The 14,373-nt window shown below is 70.5% G+C and carries 12 protein-coding genes; 2 read left to right on the forward strand and 10 right to left on the reverse strand.

Annotated features, from left to right (window positions below; all coding sequences use genetic code 11):
- Positions 1-326 precede the first annotated feature (326 nt).
- From RM479_RS13810 to RM479_RS13830, 5 genes are all read right to left on the reverse strand, one after another.
- Positions 327-1,163, reverse strand: coding sequence for an enoyl-CoA hydratase/isomerase family protein (locus RM479_RS13810; protein WP_311512137.1), 837 nt, complete (start codon positions 1,161-1,163; stop codon positions 327-329).
- 67 nt (positions 1,164-1,230) lie between these two features.
- A complete protein-coding gene (locus RM479_RS13815) occupies positions 1,231-1,437 on the reverse strand; it encodes a helix-turn-helix domain-containing protein (protein WP_311512138.1) in 207 nt (68 codons plus the stop codon).
- A gap of 217 nt (positions 1,438-1,654) precedes the next feature.
- Positions 1,655-3,253, reverse strand: a complete 1,599-nt coding sequence (locus RM479_RS13820) for an ABC-F family ATP-binding cassette domain-containing protein (protein WP_274810850.1) — start codon at positions 3,251-3,253, stop codon at positions 1,655-1,657.
- A 226-nt stretch (positions 3,254-3,479) separates the two neighbouring features.
- Positions 3,480-4,841: an AI-2E family transporter gene (locus tag RM479_RS13825; protein WP_311512139.1), complete on the reverse strand. Its 1,362-nt coding sequence runs from the start codon at positions 4,839-4,841 to the stop codon at positions 3,480-3,482.
- 122 nt (positions 4,842-4,963) lie between these two features.
- A complete protein-coding gene (locus RM479_RS13830) occupies positions 4,964-5,371 on the reverse strand; it encodes a YccF domain-containing protein (protein WP_311512140.1) in 408 nt (135 codons plus the stop codon).
- Between the two features lie 675 nt (positions 5,372-6,046).
- Here RM479_RS13830 and RM479_RS13835 point away from each other — a divergent pair.
- The gene (locus tag RM479_RS13835) at positions 6,047-6,346 is read left to right on the forward strand and encodes a WhiB family transcriptional regulator (RefSeq protein ID WP_017588640.1); all 300 of its coding nucleotides are present in this window, start codon (positions 6,047-6,049) and stop codon (positions 6,344-6,346) included.
- A 122-nt stretch (positions 6,347-6,468) separates the two neighbouring features.
- On the opposite strand, the gene RM479_RS13840 is transcribed toward RM479_RS13835, so the two are convergent.
- Complete coding sequence (locus RM479_RS13840; RefSeq protein WP_311512141.1) at positions 6,469-7,776, reverse strand: phosphoribosyltransferase family protein; 1,308 nt, start codon at positions 7,774-7,776, stop codon at positions 6,469-6,471.
- A gap of 127 nt (positions 7,777-7,903) precedes the next feature.
- On the reverse strand, positions 7,904-8,464 hold the full coding sequence (locus RM479_RS13845; protein ID WP_311512142.1) for a GNAT family N-acetyltransferase: 561 nt from the start codon (positions 8,462-8,464) through the stop codon (positions 7,904-7,906).
- Between the two features lie 324 nt (positions 8,465-8,788).
- On the opposite strand from RM479_RS13845, the gene RM479_RS13850 reads away from it, so the two are divergent.
- Positions 8,789-9,988, forward strand: coding sequence for an MFS transporter (locus tag RM479_RS13850; RefSeq protein ID WP_311512143.1), 1,200 nt, complete (start codon positions 8,789-8,791; stop codon positions 9,986-9,988).
- 97 nt (positions 9,989-10,085) lie between these two features.
- On the opposite strand, the gene RM479_RS13855 is transcribed toward RM479_RS13850, so the two are convergent.
- The 3 genes from RM479_RS13855 to RM479_RS13865 form a co-directional block, all read right to left on the reverse strand.
- Positions 10,086-10,835, reverse strand: a complete 750-nt coding sequence (locus RM479_RS13855; protein ID WP_311512144.1) for a hypothetical protein — start codon at positions 10,833-10,835, stop codon at positions 10,086-10,088.
- 32 nt (positions 10,836-10,867) lie between these two features.
- Positions 10,868-12,304 carry a hypothetical protein gene (locus RM479_RS13860; protein WP_311512145.1) on the reverse strand — a complete coding sequence of 479 codons (1,437 nt, stop codon included), beginning with the start codon at positions 12,302-12,304 and terminating at the stop codon, positions 10,868-10,870.
- An 819-nt stretch (positions 12,305-13,123) separates the two neighbouring features.
- Entirely contained in the window at positions 13,124-14,134 is a 1,011-nt protein-coding gene (locus tag RM479_RS13865) for a YihY/virulence factor BrkB family protein (protein ID WP_311512146.1), read from the reverse strand.
- Positions 14,135-14,373: the final 239 nt, after the last annotated feature.

Raw genomic sequence — 14,373 nt, forward strand, 5'->3', positions numbered from 1 at the left:
ATCGGTTGGCGGCGTTTCGAGGAAGGCTCCACACGGACGGCCTAGCGGTCCCGGCGAAGAAATCACACAAACGCGCCTGATCACACGCGGATGTGGGCCCCGACATTCTTCGTGGGGCTCTATATCTCTTCGGGAAGAGTGGCGCCGACGTGATCGGCGCACGAGATCCGCGTCTTGAGCGGTCTCGGCGCGCCCTGATGCGCGCGGCATTGCGAACGACCGCTTGCAGCAGCGTACTAGAGATCGCCCCGGGGTGGGGACGGGATGGGGGTTTTTCACCGGTGATCCGGGTCTCCCCCACCCCCTCCCCCGGAAGGGGCCGGGTCTCAGCCCCCGGCGCCCATGGCCTTGGCCAGAGAGGTCAGCCGACCGACCTGGGCCTCGCGCTCGGCACGGGCCTGCTGTTCGAGCGTGTTGCCCGCGGCCTGCTGGAGCAGGGCCTTGGTGGCCACGGCGGCCTCGGGGTTGGTCGCGAGCAGGGCCGCGATGACGTCGTCGACGGCGCCGTCGAGTTCCTCGACCGGGACGACGAGCTCGGCCAGCCCGAGTTCGCGCGCTTCGGCGGCCTCGACCCGGCGGGCGGTCAGGCAGATCTCGACGGCCCGGTTGACACCGACGATGTCGACCAGCGGCTTGGTGCCGGTGAGGTCGGGGACCAGACCCAGGGCGGGTTCCTTCATGGTGAACTTGGCGTCCCCGGCGAGGATCCGGAGGTCGCAGGCCAGCGCCAACTGGAAGCCGGCTCCGATCGCGTGCCCCCGCACGGCGGCGATGCTGACGATCTCGGGCCTGCGCAACCACAGGAAGCCGGCCTGGAGTTCGGCGATGTAGGCCTCGACGTCGTCCGCGTCGGCGCTGCCGTCGAGGATGCCCGCGACGAGGGAGCGTTCGCCGTCGACGCCTTCGGGGGTGAACATGCCGAGGTCGATCCCGGCCGAGAAGATGTCGCCCTTGCCGGCGAGCACCACGATTCGGACATCCTCCGGCAGGGTCTGGCCGATGTGGGCCAGGGTCTTCCACGTACGCCCGGTCATCGCGTTGCGACGCTCGGGGCGGCTGATGGTGATGCGGGCGACGTGCCCCTCCACCTTCAGTTCGAGCCCGGCCCGGGAGAGTTCGTCCTCGGTGGGCCGCTCGGAGGCTCCGCTCGACGCCTGTGCCATGGGGGTTCCTTCCGTGGGTGTGCCGTGTCACCCCGAATATTACTCACGGGTAACCCAGGTGTGCGGTTCAGGCCTTGCGTGTCGGCCCGCCCCGACCGCGCAGTTCCACGCCCGCCTCCAGGAGGAGACGGTGCACGAAGCCGTACGAACGGCCGGTGGCGGCGGCCAGCTGCCGGATGCTCTCCCCGGCGTCGTAGCGGCCCTTGAGCCGAACGGCGAGCTCGGAACGGTCCTCACCGGCCACCCGCGTGCCCTTTCTCAGCGCGTTGTTCACAGGTCCATTCCTCCAGGGGTCGACGGTCGGGGATCCTCATGATGGGACATGGTGATCCCGTACCGCCACATTGACCGGCCGCCACGCCGGGCGCGCCGACCGCCCCCCGTTTTCGGCACGCCGCAAAACACGACCGAAAAGAGAAGGGGTGAACCTCCCGGATGCTCCGGGCGTCCACCCCCGCGTCCCGGACCGCCGGGAGGCCTCGGTCGGGACCTCAGGCGAGCGCGATGAGGTCCTCGAACTCGGGGTTCCACACGTCCTCGACCCCGTCCGGCAGCAGGATGACCCGCTCCGGCTGGAGCGCCTCCACCGCGCCCTCGTCGTGGGTGACCAGCACGATCGCGCCCTTGTAGTTGCGCAACGCGGCCAGGATCTCCTCCCGGCTGGCCGGGTCCAGGTTGTTGGTCGGCTCGTCCAGCAGCAGCACGTTGGCGCTGGAGACCACCAGGGTCGCCAGGGCCAGACGGGTCTTCTCGCCACCGGAGAGGACCCCGGCCGGCTTGTCGACGTCGTCGCCGGTGAACAGGAACGAGCCCAGCGTGCGCCGCGCCTCGACCTCCGGCAGGTCCGGGGCGGCGCTCATCATGTTCGCCAGGACGGTGCGGTCCACGTCGAGGGTCTCGTGCTCCTGGGCGTAATAGCCCATCTTGAGCCCGTGCCCGGGGACGACCGCCCCGGTGTCGGGCTTCTCGACGCCGGCGAGCAGCCGCAACAGGGTGGTCTTGCCCGCGCCGTTGAGACCCAGGATGACCACGCGGCTCCCCCGGTCGATGGCCAGGTCCACACCGGTGAAGATCTCCAGCGACCCGTAGGACTTGGACAGCCCCTCGGCCATGAGCGGGGTGCGTCCGCTCGGCGCGGGGTCGGGGAAGCGCAGCTTGGCGACGCGGTCGGACTGGCGCACCCCCGCGACGCCGCCCATGATGCGGTCGGCGCGGTTGAGCATCTGCTGGGCGGCGCGCGCCTTGGTCGCCTTGGAACGGAACCGGTCGGCCTGCTTGCGCAGGGTGTCGGCCTGCTTCTCGGCGTTGGCGAGTTCGCGTTTGCGGCGGCGCTCGTCGGCCTCGCGCTGGGCCTGGTACTGCTTCCAGCCCATGTTGTAGATGTCGATGACGCTGCGGTTGGCGTCCAGGTAGAAGACCTTGTTCACCACCTGGTCGACCAGTTCCACGTCGTGGCTGATCACGATGAGACCGCCCTGGTGGGACTTGAGGAAGTCGCGCAGCCAGACGATGGAGTCGGCGTCCAGGTGGTTGGTGGGCTCGTCCAGCAGCAGGGTGTCGGCGCCGCTGAACAGGATGCGCGCCAGCTCGATGCGGCGTCGCTGGCCACCGGAGAGGGTGCGCAGCGGCTGGCCGAGCACCTTGTCGGGAAGGCCCAGGCTGGAGGAGATCGCGGCGGCCTCGGACTCCGCGGCGTAGCCGCCGAGCACGTGCAGGCGCTCCTCCCAGCGGGAATAGGCGCGCACACCCTTGTTGCGGGTCTTGGTGTCGGTGCTGGTCATCTTCTTCTCGGCCTCGCGCATCCCGCGCAGGGCCTCGTCGATGCCTCGGGCCGACAGGATGCGGTCGCGGGCCAGCACTTCGAGGTCGCCGGTGCGCGGGTCCTGCGGCAGGTAGCCGATGCTCCCGGTGGAGGTGACCGTGCCGCCGGTCGGCAGGCCCTCCCCCGCCAGGACCTTGGTCATCGTGGTCTTGCCCGCGCCGTTGCGTCCCACCAGGCCGATGCGGTCCCCTGCGGCGACGCGAAAAGTGGTCGGCTCCAACAGGAGACGGGGACCGACGCGCAGTTCGAGGTCGGTGGCGATCAGCATGATGGGGCTTCCTACGAGGTGGAGACGGCGGGAGACGGCCCGGCACCGGTCCTCCGCGCGGTCGCGGCGGTGTGCGGGCGAAAGGGGCGGGCGGCGACGGGGCCGACCGACCCAGCCTAACGGCAGTGGTCGGGGATACCGCCAAGGGTTTCGTCCGTCACGGCGCGGACGGACGACGGCGCCCCCGTCCGGTCAACGGGGACGGGGGCGCCGAACATTCCCGACCTCAGTCGTCGGTGGATCCCTTCTCGCGACCCTCGTTGTCGGAGACCTTGAGCGAGGGCTCACCCGGGTAGGGAGCGGAGGAGCCGACGACCACCCGCTTCTTCGGATCCGGGTGATCGGGCCGAACGGTGACCTCCGTGCCGGCGTTCTCCTCCGGCGGGGCCGGGGGGCGGTCGCGCAGCAGGGCGGCGAGCACCGCGGCCACCGGGGTGGCCAGGAACATGCCGGGGATACCGCCGACGACGGCGCCGATGGAGATCGCGATGAGCACGATCGGCGAGGGCAGCTCCAGCGCCTGGCCGTAGATGAGCGGCGCGAAGACGTTGCTCTCCAGCTGCTGCACCAGGATGACCGCGCCGAGCACGACGAGTGCCCAGTACCACTCGTCCACGGTCACGAACGTCACCAGGACGGCGATGAGGCCGCTGAGGAACGCGCCGATGATGGGCAGGAACGCGCCGACGAAGGTCAGCACGATCAGCGGGATCGCCAGGTTGAGGTCGAGGATGAGCACCAGGGCGATGCCGATGCCGATGGCGTCGATGGCCCCGACCGCCGCCACACCGCGCACGTAGTTGCCCATCACCTTGTAGGCGACGTGCCCGGCGTGCTTCAGACCGGGGCGGGAGCGCCACGGCAGCAGCGTGAGCAGCCACTCCGTGAGCAGGTCTCCGGAGTGCACGAAGTACACGGTCAGGGCGATGATCAGGACGATGCCGATCAGGATCGACAGCACCGCGGCGCCGGCGGTCCAGGCTCCGCTGATGAGCTGGCTGCTGTTCTCCTCGATCAGGGCGGTGATCTGCCGGGTGGCGTCGGCGAGGGCATCGTCGAAGTCGAACAGGTCGGCGCTGAGCCCGAACGGCAGTTGCAGGTTCTGGAGTTCCTCGATGCCCTCGGTGATGCTCTCGACCAGGGCCTCCGACCCCTGGGCCGCGGGCATGATGATCATCGTGAGGACACCGCCGAAGACGATGAGCGCCACGAAGATGGAGATCGTCGTCGACGACCCCCGGCCCAGCCCCTTGCGGCGCAGCCAGTTGGCCAGCGGCATGAGCAGGGCGGTGATGAACACGGCGAGGATCACCGGGAGGGTGACCACGGACAGGTACACCAGCGCGTAGATCAGCAGACCGGCCACGACACCGATGAGCAGCATGCGCCAGGCGACGTCGCTGACGGTGCGCAACAGTTCCTTGTCGGTGGCGACGGGTTCGGTCTCGGCTTCTTCCTGTGCCTGCCGCCGGGTCTCCTCCGCCTCGCGCTCCTCCGCCTCCCGCACGGCCTGACGCTCCTCGCGCGCCCTGCGCGCGGCGAGCCACTTGTTCAGGAGCGCCCACACTCCCGGCCTTTGGGCTTGCACATGGACTCCATTCTCGGTCTGACACGTGCATCCCGTCCGGTGAGGAACGGACGCACGAGGGTTCTGGTGGGGGGATGCGCTCGGGGGACGACGGGTTCACACCCGTCGGCGGGAGAACGGTGTCAGAACTGCCAGGGTTCCCGCGCCCGGCCGCTCTCCACGATCTCGTTGCCGAAGGGCGCCAGGGCGACGGGGATCATCTTCAGCGACGCCCAGGCCATGGGGATGCCGATGACGGTGACGGCCAGGCCGACCGCCGTGGTGATGTGACCGATGGTGAGCCACCACCCCGCGACGATCACCCAGATGATGTTGAGAACGGTACTCCCACCGCTCGCCCCGGGCTTGCGCACGAGTTCGCGGCCGAAGGGCCACAGGGCGTACCCGGCCATACGGAAGGAGGCGACACCGAAGGGGATCGTCACGATGAGGACGCAGCAGATGATCCCGGCGATGGCGTAGCCCAACGCGAGCCAGAGACCGGCGACGAAGAGCCAGATGATGTTGAGAATGAGCCGGAGGAGGGCCACGGTGTCTCGTACTCCTTGATGACGGTGCGGGAGACGCGCCCCGAAGATCGGCCTCCGGGGCGTTCTGTTGTTCTATCGCGTGGGACGCCCGCGCACCACGACCCGTTCCCCTGCGCGCCCCGGGTCCTTCCCCTAGGGGTCGGGTCGGGATCCTCTGGGGCGGCGACGGAGGGTGAGCACATACGGCCCGTCCCAATCGCGAGGACGTGTCGAGTCCGCAATGTGATGGGCGCATCAGGGGGAGGCCCTAGGCAGGAGGGACATCGCCCCATACGATGTGCTGTGTCCTTCGCGAGACGGTCGTTCTTGCGATAAGCGACGAACTCGGACAAACAACCGGAGATCAGCCGTTCGGCATCAGTTTTCGGTAACGGTTGGGCGAGTAATTTTCCCACCCCCCGTGCATGATCGGGAGTGGGGATGGCATGATTACGTACCGGCTCGGACGGATGGCAGTCACCGCCTCCGAGAGCCGTTCGCGTGAGAGCACCCCGTAGTCGGCGTATCGACGCCGCAAGGTTCCGTGCTCCTCGTGGTCTCAGCCACACCGGGGAACATCGCCTGTACCGTTCGGCGTTTGCGTCGTGCGGGGTCACTCACGCCGCATGACCGACTTTTAGGTGACTGAGCTTTTTTCGACAGCTTACTAGTGATTTCAGTAGAGGTGGTTCAAGCATGTCTCAGGTACGTCGGCAGGCCGCGCTGCGCCCCCGCCCGAGCTGGGGGTGGCAGGATGCCGCCGCGTGCCGGGGCGAGGACCTTGTGCTCTTCTTCGGTCCGGACGGCGAACGCCAGCCGGAACGGGAGATCCGCGAGCGCAAGGCCAAGGAGATCTGTGCGGCCTGCCCGGTTCGAACCGACTGCCTGGACTATGCGATCTCGCGTCCGGAGAAGTACGGCACCTGGGGCGGTCTGAACGAGGACGAGCGCGCCTCCGAGCGCCGTCGTCGTATGCGCCGCGCCAACGCCGCCTGACCCGGGTATCGCGTACTCGCCCCGGTGGATCTCTCCTCGGCGGCCCCGGCCCCGTGCGAAACCCGCGTCGTCCTCGACATGATGTCGAGGACGACGCGGGTTCTTCGTTTTCGGAAGGTCCTTCAGCGGGACCGTCCCGGCAGGTGCCGATCGAACCAGTCCAGGGTCTCCACCGCCACCTGACGCCATTCCTGCGCGCCTTGGAGCAATTGCTCGGCACCCGACATCACCTTGAGATCGGTGGGGCCGCCCAATCGGCCCCGCGCCCATTCCCCCAGTTCGCGCACGAACGAGTCCCGGCTCTCCAGCAGCACCAGGACCGGGGCCCGCACCTCCGGCAGGGCCGGCTCCGCCAGGTCGATCCGGCCGCCGTGCACCACCACGGCGGACACGTCCCCGGGGCGGTGCGCCGCGGTGACCAGGGCGGCCGGGGCCGCTGCGCCCGAGCCGAGCACCCCCACCGGCTCGCTGGCCGCGTCGGTGGCCCGGCGCAGCCAGGTGACCGCCGAGCTCAGCCGCTCCCCCAGCACGTCCGTCGCCGCACCGCCGCCCACCGAGGAACGCTCGTCCCCGATGAGCAGGTCGAGCATCAGCGTCGCGTACCCGGCGCGTTGCAGCATCGAGGCGATCGCCCGCCAGCGCGGATCGCCCCGTGCCTCCCCGAACGCCAGTACCACCGCGCCCCGCAGGGCCGCGGGCATGGTGAGGTCACCGTCGAGGTAGACGTCTCCGGCCCGGATCCGCACCCCCCGGGCCGTACCCGGGTGGGTGTGGTCGCGACCCAGTTCCGACATGATGGCGGTGACGTGTCCGTCGGAGAGTTGATCGAAGTCGCGGTACCACTCCCCCACCGCGCGGAAGTTCTCCGGGACGCCGAGCACCACCACCGCGTCGGCCTCCTCGCGGAGCATCGCGATCGCCTCCCGGGAGGCCACCGGAACGGCCAGCACCAACTGGGACGGGCCTGCCTGACGCACCATCCGCAGGGCGGCGCGGGCGGTACCGCCGGTGGCGACACCGTCGTCGACGACCACGCAGTCGCGGCCGGCGATGCGCGGAGCGGGACGCTCCCCCCGGTAGACCCGACGGCGGCGTTCGAGTTCGACGCGCTCGGCGTCCACGGTCCCCGCCAGGGCCTGGCGGGGTACCCGCATCCGGGCCAGGGCCCGGTCGTCGTAGAGGACGTGGCCGTCCTCGGAGATGGCGCCCACGCCGAGTTCGGGGCGACCGGGCAGACCGATCTTGCGCACCACGAGAACGTCGAAATCGGCGTCGAGGCGCCGGGCCAACTCCGCGCCGACCGGGACGCCGCCTCTGGGCAGGGCCAGGACCAAGGGATCCTCGACCGCGAAGGGTCGGACCCGCTCGGCGAGGCGGCGGCCCGCCTCGGACCGATCGGCGAAGGGCAGGGAAACGGGTACCGGATTCATGTCCTCACCGGCGCCGGTTCGGCGCCGCTCCTCTCGCCGTCTCGCTGGGGGCCGTTGGAAAAGTGGTACCGGACATACCCCGGGACACGGAGGTTGCAACCCCGGGGCCGGGCAAAAACCGGGTGGGTCAGGAACCGCAGAACCCGTTCTCCAGCACCGCCATCAGCAGGGCGTCGTGGCGCCGGCCCTCCCACAGCAGGGAATCGCGCAGTCGCCCCTCGACGGAGAAACCGCAGGAACGGTACACGGCGATGGCCCGCATGTTGAAGGCGTAGACGTGCAGCCACACCCGGTGCAGGCCCACGTGTTCGAACGCGTACTCCAGCACCATCCGGGTGGCCTCACGGCCCAGTCCCCGCCCCGTGAACTCCAGTGCGGACAGGGCGATGCGGTATCCGGCGCTCTCGTTCTCCGGTGCCACCGCGTACAGGGACAACTCCCCGAGATAACGGCCGTCATCGGCGGCGATGATGGCCAGGTCCAGTCGGTCGGTGCTCCGTTCACGGGTGCGGCACCACTCCTTGGCCTCCCCGTAGGTGAGGTGGTGGTGGGTGCCGGTGAGTCTGCGGATCTCCTCGTCGAGTCCCGCCGCGAAATAGGCGTCCGTGTGCTCGGGCCCCAAGGGCACCAGGCGTACCCGTTTCCCGATGAGGGTGGGCTTATCGCGCAGCGCTCTCGTATTGATCATGAGGCCTTCCGGTTCCGCCCGGTCGGCGCGGGACGACGACCGGGACGAGGGAGTCGGCGGACGGGGGCCGGGTGCCCTGCGCGGGAGCGGGCCGCGAGGCCGGCGGGATCGGTGGACCGGGGGTCCACGGTGACGGAGAGTGGACGACGACGGCCGTGGGGGTGCTCGTCGGTGACGGGCCGGAATCCCTATGTAAATCGGGACGCTGACGGATGGCAAGTCCGGAACGGGGGCGACCCGGCGGAAAAGGGAGAATCCCGTGGCCGGGGGGCGAACGGAATCGATAACATCCGCAGGCACCGAGCCGTCACCCGTGGGAGCCCCATGAACAGGCAGATCGACCGGACCGCCCCTCCGACACCACAGGTCCGCAGGGCGCGGGGCGCGGTCTCCACCCTCTTCTTCGTCAACGGCTTCACCTACACCAACGCGGTTCCCTGGCTGCCCGCGCTCAAGTCCGGGCTGGGGCTGAGCAACGCCGAACTGGGGCTGGCGATCGCGGCGATGCCGACGGGCGCGATCCTGACGGGGATGCTCGCCGGGCCGTTGATCCACCGGTTCGGCAGCGGTCCCACGGCGGTCGGGACCAGTCTGGTCTCCCTGGGAGCCCTTCCGTTCATCGCGCTGGCCCAGAGCTGGTGGGCGCTGGCGGGCGCGCTGTTCGTCCTGGGGTGCGCGGACGCCTGGACGGACTCGGCCCAGAACTCGCACGGATTGCGGGTGCAGCGCCGGTACGGACGGACCATCATCAACACGTTCCACGCGGTGTGGAGCCTGGCCGCGGTCTGCGGCGGTCTGCTCGGCGCGGTGATGGCCGGGTCCGGGGTACCGATCCTGTGGCACCTGGGCGGGACGGCCCTGGTCCTGGTGGTGGTGAATCTGACGGTGAGCCGGATGCTGCTGCCGGGCCCGGAGAACAGCGAGCGGACGGACGGGACCGGCGACGTCGGTGGACGTCGGCCGCGCCTGCCCGGGCGCGGAGTACTGCTGCTGATCATGCTGGGCGTGCTGCTGATGCTGGCCGGGGGCATCGAGGACTCGGCGGCGTCCTGGGGCGCGGTGTACATGTCGGACGCGTTGGCCGCCCCGCTCTTCCTGGCGGCGATGCCGTTCGTGGCCTGTCAGGCGATGATGGTGGTGGGCCGCCTGCTGGGCGACCGGGTGACCGACCGGTTCGGCCCCGCGACGGTGGGCCGGGCCTGTGGGCTGTTGGCGGCGGGCGGGATCGCGTTCGCGTTGGCCCTGCCCCACCCGGTGACGACGATCATCGGGTTCGGGGTGATGGGCCTGGGGGTGTCCACGCTGTTCCCGTTGACGTTGGCGGCGGCCGGGAACGTGCCCGGGGTGCGCACCGGTGACGGGGTGACCGTCGTCGGCTGGCTGGGGCGCGCCGGTTTCCTGGCGTTCCCGCCGGCGGTGGGCCTGCTCGCCGACGCGGTGGACCTGGGCACCGCGTTGTGGGTGATCGCCGGGGCCGGGGTGGGCGCGTTCCTGTTGGCGTCGGCGCTGCGTCCGCGCGCCTGAGCATTTGGACGGAGAAACGTACGGGCCCCCGAACGCCGGAGCGTTCGGGGGCCCTCGCACATGTCCGCGCCCCGGGGGTCACGGTCGATGGAGTGTGCTACTCCGCCGAGACCGGACGACGCGCGCCCGCCCAGAGGGCGAGGACGCCGATACCGGTCACGACCGCGCCACCGAGGACGAAGCCCTCCATGTCGACACCGGTGGTGGGGAGGGTCGGGGTGGACTGGCCACCGCTGCCCGCCGTCACCGGAGAGGTGCTGCCCGGGGTCTTGGTGCCGGGAGTCTGGCTCTCGTCACCGGGGTTGCCGCCTTCACCGGGGTCGGGGGTACCGGGCTGGCCCGGGTCGCCCGGGTCACCGGGGTCACCCGGGTCACCGGGGTCGCCCGGGTCGGGGTCCGGCCCAGGATCGGGGTCGGGACCCGGGTCAGGGTCCGGCCCGGGGTCGGGGTCAGGCCCGGGGTCGGGGTCAGGCCCAGGATCGGGGTCGGGACCCGGGTCGGGGTCAGGACCGGGGTCGGGGTCCGGCCCAGGGCCCGGGTCGCCACCGTCACCCGGGTCGCCACCGTTGTCGCCACCGGGGTCGGGCTCGGTGGGGGGCGGGGTCGAGCCCTCGTCACCGCCACCGGGAGGGGTGGTGGGACCGGTCTCCAGGTCGAGCGTGACGATGGGAGCCACGACCGGAACCTGGATCTCGGGGAGAGCCTGAGGTTCGGCCTTCTCCTCGACGACGTCGGACGTGACCTCGGTGGTCTCATCCGTGCCTTCGGCGAAGGCGGGGCTCACGGAGAACCCGGCCATGAACAGGCCGGCCGCGGTCACGGTCAGTGCCCGCTTCTTGGGGGACATCCCACTCCTTTCTTCTTTTGTGTAGGGGGTCATTACCTAGAGGGGATGGCATAGAGGTGGTCCTCGTGGACCACGATGGCGTTGCCGCCGAGCAGACCGACCGGTTGGGTCGACGCCGGGTCCGACTCCTGGACCTCGCCGGCGGCGTCGACCGCCACCGAGGTCCCGTCGAGCTGGCCGAAGACGTCGGTGCCCACCGCGATCTGCGGTTCGAAGCCCGGAACGACCGCCGTGGCGCCGCTCTCGGGGTCCATCACGACCGGACCGTAGGAGACGACCTCGGTCCCGATGGGGCCGGAACGGTGTCGAACGCCCTCCAGGTCGGCGGGGTCGATCTCGGCCGTGCCGATGACGGAGCCGTCGCGGGAATCGTGGAAGGCCAGGATCGCCCCGTCACCGCGCAGCGGGTTCCAGCGGATGATCACGTACTCGCGCAGGGCCGTGACCACCGAGTCCATCTCACCGGCGCCCTCCGGACGGCGGGCGGTGACCTCGGTGACCTCACCGGCGGGGTCGGTCCACGTCCACGGGCCGGTGCGGACGGCCATGAGCACATCGGTGCCCTCGGCGAGCATCGGGGCGGATCCGTCGGGGACGTCGACCGGCACCAGTTCGTCTCCGACCGGGACCAGGGCGTCGTCACCGCCGCGGACCAGTGCGGAGAAGCCCACGTACTGGGTGGAGGCGTCCTCGGGCAGGGAGAGGCTGGTGTGGGCGCCGCCCGCGACCGGCCAGAACCACAGGGTTCCGGTGGTCTCCATGACCACGGCCTCCTCGCCGTCGTATTCGACGAACCGGGGAGGGCCCAGGAACTCGGCGGAGGCGGCCGGCAGGGCGGCCGACCACAGACGCGTACCGGAGGCGTCGAACAGGTTGAGGCGTTCGTCCGGACCCATGAAGGCCATCAACTCACCGTCGCGCGAGACACCGGGCTGGCCGGCGGTCGCGAGTTCCTCGGAGAACTCCACGTTGTCGGCGTACCCGGGCGGGGCCGGGTGGCCCAGGACCTGCGTCTCCGACGCGGTGGGCCGCGGCGCGGGTTCGGTGCCCGGGATCATCCGCCACGTGGCGACCCCGGCGCCGCCCAAGAGCACCAGGGCGAGCACCACGGCACCCGCGATGACCGGTCCGCGCCTCTTTCCGCGCTCGGGTCCGGTGACGGTCGGTGGTCGGGGCGCGGCGGGCGCGGGGCTCGCGGGCAGCCGGTCGGCGGCCTGTACGACACCGTCGGGTGTGGCGACCAGGTTCCAGTAACCGTTGCTGTCGCGTGCGTCGATGAGCACCGGCTGGCCGATTCTGGCGGCGTAGCCGGTGGCGACGTCCAGCGCGGCGCGTCGGGTCTCCTTGGGCACGCTGCCGGTGACGACCTGGCGCTGTCCCTCGATGAGGATCTCGGCACTGCGCTCGTCGGGGGCGATGGCGATGACGGCGGTGGGCCGGGGGTGCCCCGGACGGGACGCCCGGCTCATGGTGCCTCCGAAGGCATGGGAAGGGTGGACCTGTTCGTGTGCGGGTGGCGGGGAACCTCGGTCGGTCGCGTCGAGGGGGCCGCGCCCGGGATGCCACCGAACGACGGGGGCGACGTACGCGATGTCGATGCTGAACGCGATGATACTGATCGTGTCGGACACGGCACACCCGGGCAAGGGCGGCCGGTGACGGACACGGTGCGCACGGCGATCAACGGCGTTTCCGCTCCCCCTTCTCTGACCTGGCACGACCGGGTCTCCGGAACGGGGGCTCGAACCGCCTTTCCGGAACCACGTTCTTATGGACACGCGGATGTGTCGATGAGTTCACACCGAAAATGGCCGAATCCGGCCATCAGACCCCATCGGTCACCCTGTGTCCCGAACCCCCCGTCGCCCTCTCGACGTGCGGGACCGGCCGGGGAACGCGGCCGGGTGACATACCCGGCGGTCCGCTTCCGACCGTGAAGTGCACGATACCGCCCGGACGGACCGTAAAGGTGTGCGGGGTGGACGGACGGGTCCGCACAGGGTGATCCCGCCGCACGGCGGACGGTCTTCGGGAACGGGTCGGGGGCTCGTCCGTCATGGCGTGGGGGTGGACGGTCCCGCCCCGGACGGCGACGAGGAGGAGCGGGCCCTGCGCACCACGACGGCCCGGACCCGAGACGCCCACCTCGGGTCCGGACCGTCGTGCCTTCGCGCCCTCGGGTACCGGTCGCCGCAGACCGTCCGTGGGGACCCGGCGCACCGGCCGGGACGGGCGCGCCGCCAGGACCCGCACACGGTCCTCCGGGGTGAGGTGTCCGGAACCGGCGGTCAGCGACCGTTGGCCTCGCCGATGCTGTCGAGGACCGCCTGCTCGCGGCGGCGCACCAGGCGGCCGGCGCGCTCCAGGCGGCGGGTGGCGATCTCGGCGCGGGCTGCGGCGGTGCGCACCGTCGGCCACATGGCGTCGATCTCGGCGTTGAACGTCGACCCCGCCAGGATCGCGATCGCCATCACGAACAGCCAGGCCAGGATCGCGATCGGGGCCGCCAGGGAGCCGTAGATGCTCACCTGTCCCAGGGAGGCGTCCAGGTAGGAGCGGAGCACGATCGAGCCGATGACGAGCACCGTCGTCGCCAGCAGGGCGCCGGGCAGGTGCCGCCACAGCGGGGTGCGCACCGGGATGCTCAGGGCGTAGAGCATGGTCACGGCGGTGGTGGCCAGCACCGAGACGGTCGGCCAGTACAGCAGGTTGAGCCGGCCCACGGTGATCGGCAACAACCCGTGGACCAGGTCGGGACCGGCCACCAGGATCGGCAGCACCAGCAGTGCGAAGGTCAGTGCGCCCAGGTAGGCGACGAACGCCAGGACCCGCTGGGCGAACCAGCCGCGCAGTTCCTCCAGGCCGTAGGAGATGGTGATGGAGCGGATGAACACGTTCATCGCCCGCGATCCCGACCACAGTGACACCAGGAAGGTCACCGACAGCACCCCGCCCTGGACGCCTTGGAGGAGGTCGTCGATCAGGGGGGCCACGACGCTGTCGACCGTGTCCGGGGTGAGGATCTGCGCGGTGCTGTCCAGGATCAGCCGCCTGATCTCCTCGACGGTCTCCTCTCCCAGGAACGAGGTCATCGGGACCAGGGCGCCGAGCAGGCCGAGCAGCAGCGCGGGCAGGGAGATGAGGGTGAAGAACGCCGATTCGGCGGCCAGTCCGACCACCCGGGCGCGGGAGAAGGCCCGGCTCGTGCGCAGCACGAGGAGCAACCCGCCGCGCACCACGGGGCGCCTTCTCAGCCAGGCGTCGGTGATGCGCCAGAGCCCTTCCCAGAAACCCACCACGGGGAGAACGTTAGCGCGGTATCGGGAGCGCCCCCGTCCGGGCGAGTGACGTGACTCACTCCTGGGGCCTTCCGGCTCTCCTGGACAAAGGCCCGGCGCACATGACATTCTCATTTCATGATCGCTGCCCTGGACCCCATGCTCTGCGTGCGTCGCCACGTGGACTTCCTTCGGGTCCGCAGTGCCATCTGTTGCAGCGTCGGTTAATCTCGCCGCCTTTTTGACGCACCCCAGGGGTG

The sequence above is a fragment of the Nocardiopsis lambiniae genome, from assembly GCF_031845465.1.
GTDB classification, from domain to species: Bacteria; Actinomycetota; Actinomycetes; order Streptosporangiales; family Streptosporangiaceae; genus Nocardiopsis; species Nocardiopsis lambiniae.